The 4230-nt window shown below is 71.2% G+C and carries 6 protein-coding genes; 3 read left to right on the forward strand and 3 right to left on the reverse strand.

What is annotated here, in order from left to right; all coding sequences use genetic code 11:
- Together E2E34_RS31910 and E2E34_RS31915 are read left to right on the forward strand one after the other, a co-directional pair.
- A partial coding sequence (locus E2E34_RS31910; RefSeq protein ID WP_138905332.1) for a chitinase occupies positions 1-1067 on the forward strand: 1067 nt, incomplete at its 5' end.
- Between the two features lie 218 nt (positions 1068-1285).
- Positions 1286-1591: a hypothetical protein gene (locus tag E2E34_RS31915; protein ID WP_138905333.1), complete on the forward strand. Its 306-nt coding sequence runs from the start codon at positions 1286-1288 to the stop codon at positions 1589-1591.
- 27 nt (positions 1592-1618) lie between these two features.
- Here E2E34_RS31915 and E2E34_RS31920 read toward each other — a convergent pair whose 3' ends face one another.
- From E2E34_RS31920 to E2E34_RS31930, 3 genes are all read right to left on the reverse strand, one after another.
- Positions 1619-2065, reverse strand: a complete 447-nt coding sequence (locus E2E34_RS31920) for a CBS domain-containing protein (protein WP_138905334.1) — start codon at positions 2063-2065, stop codon at positions 1619-1621.
- Between the two features lie 77 nt (positions 2066-2142).
- Positions 2143-2514: a cupin domain-containing protein gene (locus E2E34_RS31925; RefSeq protein ID WP_138905335.1), complete on the reverse strand. Its 372-nt coding sequence runs from the start codon at positions 2512-2514 to the stop codon at positions 2143-2145.
- A gap of 73 nt (positions 2515-2587) precedes the next feature.
- On the reverse strand, positions 2588-3121 hold the full coding sequence (locus E2E34_RS31930; protein WP_138905336.1) for a hypothetical protein: 534 nt from the start codon (positions 3119-3121) through the stop codon (positions 2588-2590).
- A gap of 177 nt (positions 3122-3298) precedes the next feature.
- On the opposite strand from E2E34_RS31930, the gene E2E34_RS31935 reads away from it, so the two are divergent.
- Positions 3299-4180: an SCO4651 family lipoprotein gene (locus E2E34_RS31935; protein WP_138905337.1), complete on the forward strand. Its 882-nt coding sequence runs from the start codon at positions 3299-3301 to the stop codon at positions 4178-4180.
- The last annotated feature ends 50 nt before the right edge of the window (positions 4181-4230 follow it).

Raw genomic sequence — 4230 nt, forward strand, 5'->3', positions numbered from 1 at the left:
GCGCCACCCCCCGGCCGAGCGGCCGGCCCACCGGGAGCCCGGCGCCGACCCGCTCGGCCACCCCCTCGCCGAAGCCCACGAGCGCGGCCCCCACGACCGCACGCCCGACGAGCGCTGCCCCGACGACGGCGCCGCCGGCGACGTCCTCCCCCACGACCGCTCCGCCGGCGGCCACGGGCGCGAAGTTCGCCCCGTACGTCGACACGTCCCTGCAACCGGCGTACGACCTGGTCGACACGGCCACCAGGACGGGCGTGAAGGAGTTCAACCTGGCCTTCGTCACCTCGGGCGGCGGCTGCGCCCCGCTGTGGGGCGGTGTGACCGGGCTGGCCGACGACAGGGTCGCGGGGCAGATCGGGGCGCTGCGCGCCAAGGGCGGCGACGTACGGGTGTCGTTCGGCGGCGCGGCGGGCCGTGAGCTCGCGCTCAACTGCGCCTCGGCCGACGAGCTGGCGGCGGCGTACGGCAAGGTCGTGGACGCGTACAAGCTCACCAAGGTGGACTTCGACGTCGAGGGCGCGGCGCTCCCGGACACGGGCGCCAACACGCGGCGGGCGAAGGCGATCGCGCAGCTCCAGAAGAAGCACCCGGGCCTGGACGTGTCGTTCACGCTGCCGGTGATGCCCGAGGGGCTGACCCAGCCGGGCGTCGACCTGCTCGCCGACGCCCGGAAGAACGGCGTCCGGATCAGCGCGGTCGACATCATGGCGATGGACTACGGGCCGGCGTACAGCGGCGACATGGGCACGTACGCCGTCCAGGCGGCGACGGCGACGCAGGCCCAGCTCAAGGGCGTGCTCGGCCTGTCGGACGCGGCGGCGTGGCGGACGGTCGCCGTCACCCCGATGATCGGCGTCAACGACGTCACCACGGAGATCTTCACGGTCGGTGACGCGACGCAGCTGGTCGAGTTCGCCCGGGAGAAGGGGATCGCCTGGCTGTCCATGTGGTCCTCGACCCGCGACCGGCAGTGCCCGGGAGGGGCGCGGGGCACGGCCGACGCCACGTGCAGCTCGATCCTCCAGGAGCCGCTCGCCTTCACGAAGGCGTTCGCGGCGTACAAGTAGCGGCCGCCGCACCGCCACGAGACCGCCACCCCCCGGGCGCGCCCCGGCCGGATCCCCACACGGCCGGGGCGCGCCGCCCCCACGTCGGCCGCCCGCACGGACGGTCGACGAGATGTTGCCGCCCCGGCGGCCCGAGGTGAGGCTGAGCGGGACGGCACCGGGCCCCGGTGTGCGCGGGCGGACCGCGCCGGCCCTGCCGTGCCGAAGGAGCGAACGCCATGAGGGTCATGCTGCACGCCCACATCGACACCGAGGCCGGCAACGAGGCGATCCGCAACGGCACGTTGCCGCAGATGATGAGCAAGGTGACGGAACAGCTCAAGCCCGAGGCCGCCTACTTCTTCCCCAGCATGGGCCGGCGGTCCTGCATGTTCTTCTTCGACATGCAGGACAGCTCGCAGCTGCCTCCCGTGGCGGAGACGTTCTTCATGGAACTCGGCGCGGAGGTCGAGATCCTGCCGGTGATGAACGCCGACGACCTCAAGAAGGGCCTGCAGACCCTGGCGAACCAAGGCAACGCCTGACCCGCCCCGGCCGGTCGTCGTACGGCGCTATCCCGCGACGTTCGCGTAGACGCGGGTGGCGAACTCGGCGATCTGCTCGTCGCTGAGGTTCTTCGCGAGGTTCGCCTCGGTGATCATGCCGACCAGCTGGTGGCCGCCCTGGACGTCGATGACCGGGAGGCGCTTGATCTGGTGCGTCTCCATGCTTTCGAGCGCCTGGTTGGCGTCCGCGTCGGCGTCGATCCAGTGCACGTGTCCGCCCAGGGTGCCGGCCTGGACCGTGGCCGGGTCCACGCCCTCGGCGCAGCACTTCACGACGATGTCGCGGTCGGTGATCAGGCCGGTCAGCCTGTTGTCGTCGCCGCAGATCGGCAGACAGCCGACGTTGAGGTCGCGCATCATCTGCGCCGCGTCGAACAGCGACTGGTGCGCGCCGACGCACTGAACCCCGCTCGTCATGATGTCGCGGGCCTTGAGCTGCTTGTTCGTGGCCATAACGGTGGATCCTCCCGCGGTCGGGATGTTCTCTTGTCCTCCTTCGATGACACCACGGACGGCCTGCCGCCGCCCCTTTACGAGCCGGTGGGCACGGCGTAGTCCCCGAAGCCGGTCCAGTCGAGCGTGACGCAGGCTTCGTCGCCCAGCACCCAGGCGTCGTGGCCCGGCGCGACGGAGATGAAGTCGCCGGGGCCCACCTCGTCGCTGGCACCGTCGTCCATGACGATCTTCATCCGGCCGCTCACCACGTAACCGGTGTGGGCGGCCTGGCAGCTGTCGGTGCCGGCGATGGGCTTGACGTGCTCGGACCACCGCCAGCCCGGCTCGAAGACCGCGCGGCCCACCGGGCCACGATCGGTGTGGAGCAGGTCGAGCCGCCCCTTGCCGTCCTCGAACGGCCTGGTCTCGTCCGCGGAGTCGAAGTTCTTGCTCAGAAGCGAGGCCATGATCATCCGCCTCCCGGCGGGCTCGTCGCGTTCCCCGAGTCCTCTTCCAGGCTACGCGCCGGGCAGCGGTCGGTCAGTCCTCGGATGCGCTGTCCTGGAGGAAGCGCTCCACCTCGCTGGCCACACCGGAGCGGGCCGTCGACGTGCGGGGGCCGGCGCCCGTGGAGCCCTCGTGCACTCCGAGGCCGCCGACCCACACGTAGCCGAACGACGGCTCCTCGTCGATCTTCGGGCAGACCTGGATGCTCAGGTCCTTGAGCCGTGCGGCGGGCGCGGCGGCATAGAGCGTCGCCGTCACACGGCGCTGCGGATAGAGGGTGAAGTCGCGGATCCTGTCCGCGGCGTACTCGTCGACGAAGGCGCCGTGCCCCTCGCGTCCCACGCGCACCTCGTAGTGCTCGGGATGCGAGTGGAAGTCGATCGAGAAGAACGTGGAGCCGCGGTTCTCGAACGTCACGTGGAAGCTGACGTACGTCATGCCCTTCGCGTCGTCATGCCGGCCGCGCGGCGGAACGGCCCTGCGGAGCCCGTGCACGCGGACCCGCAACCCGGCCCACTCCTCGGACTGGTACTCCTGCCAGTCCCCGACAACGTTCGGCACGTCCATGGTCCCCACCCCTTCGGCTGACGAAAGCCTAGAGCGAACCTTGATCACTGCACAGACCGCCGGACATCGGGCGGAGTGCTCGGGTCCGCATAAATGCCGCGTAGCCGGGGCGACCCAGGGCACCTGATGTCAGGTCAAGCGTTCAACCGAAGCACTGTCAGCGAGAGTTGGGGTTGCATGTACTGGTTACGCAAGAGCCTCAGGACCGGAGCCGTCTCCATGGCGGGAGCCGTCGCCTGCACGGCGCTGGTGGCCTGCGGGAGCGACGGTTCGGACCCGGGCGGGAAGACGGCCGGCCGTGACAAGGCCGCCGAGAAGAGCCCGGGCGCCCAGGAGGACGGCACCGCCGCCGTACGTTCCGCGTACGACAGGACCGCCGAGGCGCAGACCGCGCGCATGAAGCTGACCACGCGGACGACCGCGCAGGGCGAATCCGTGATCGCGGAGGGGCAGGGCGTCATCGACCTCGCCGAGGGCGACAGCGAGATGACCCTCACCGCCGGCGGCCAGAAGATCGAGCAGCGGGTCGTCGACGGCATCCTCTACCAGAAGCCGCCCGAGGAGCAGCAGGCGAAGGTGCCGGGCAAGAAGCCCTGGATCAAGATCGACCTGAAGAAGGCCGCCCAGCGCGCCGGTGGCGACTCCTCGCAGGTGAACGACCCGGCCGAGTCCGCCGGCTTCGCGAAGGGCGTCACCGACAAGGACGTCAGGAAGATCGGCACGGAACAGGTCGGCGGCACCAGCACCACCCGCTACCGCGTCACGATCGACGTCGACAAGCTCGCCGGTACGGGCGACCGCGCCAAGGCCGACCAGCTCAAGAAGCAGCTCGGCCCGACCCTGCCGATGGACGTCTGGCTGGACGACGACGGGCGCATCCGCCGTCAGCAGATGGACATGCGGGTGAAGGCGCCCGACGGCGCGGAGTCCGGCGGCCCGCAGAAGGCCCAGGTCCGGACCGTCATCGAGTACAGCGACTTCGGCGCCGAGCTGGACGTCGAGCCCCCGGCGGCCGGCCGGACCGCCGACATGACGGACAAGGCGACCGAGCAGCGGTAGGACCGCCACCCCACCGGCCCGCCCCCGGCGCGGGCCGGTGGGGTGGCGGT

It is taken from the genome of Streptomyces albidochromogenes, from assembly GCF_005981925.1.
GTDB lineage: Bacteria > Actinomycetota > Actinomycetes > Streptomycetales > Streptomycetaceae > Streptomyces > Streptomyces albidochromogenes.

Bases quoted from the DNA above. Each gene is read 5' to 3' on its own strand.
- E2E34_RS31915 (WP_138905333.1), top strand. From the start codon at position 1,286: ATGAGGGTCATGCTGCACGCCCACATCGACACCGAGGCCGGCAACGAG.
- E2E34_RS31920 (WP_138905334.1), bottom strand. From the start codon at position 2,065: ATGGCCACGAACAAGCAGCTCAAGGCCCGCGACATCATGACGAGCGGG.
- E2E34_RS31925 (WP_138905335.1), bottom strand. From the start codon at position 2,514: ATGGCCTCGCTTCTGAGCAAGAACTTCGACTCCGCGGACGAGACCAGG.
- E2E34_RS31930 (WP_138905336.1), bottom strand. From the start codon at position 3,121: ATGGACGTGCCGAACGTTGTCGGGGACTGGCAGGAGTACCAGTCCGAG.
- E2E34_RS31935 (WP_138905337.1), top strand. From the start codon at position 3,299: ATGTACTGGTTACGCAAGAGCCTCAGGACCGGAGCCGTCTCCATGGCG.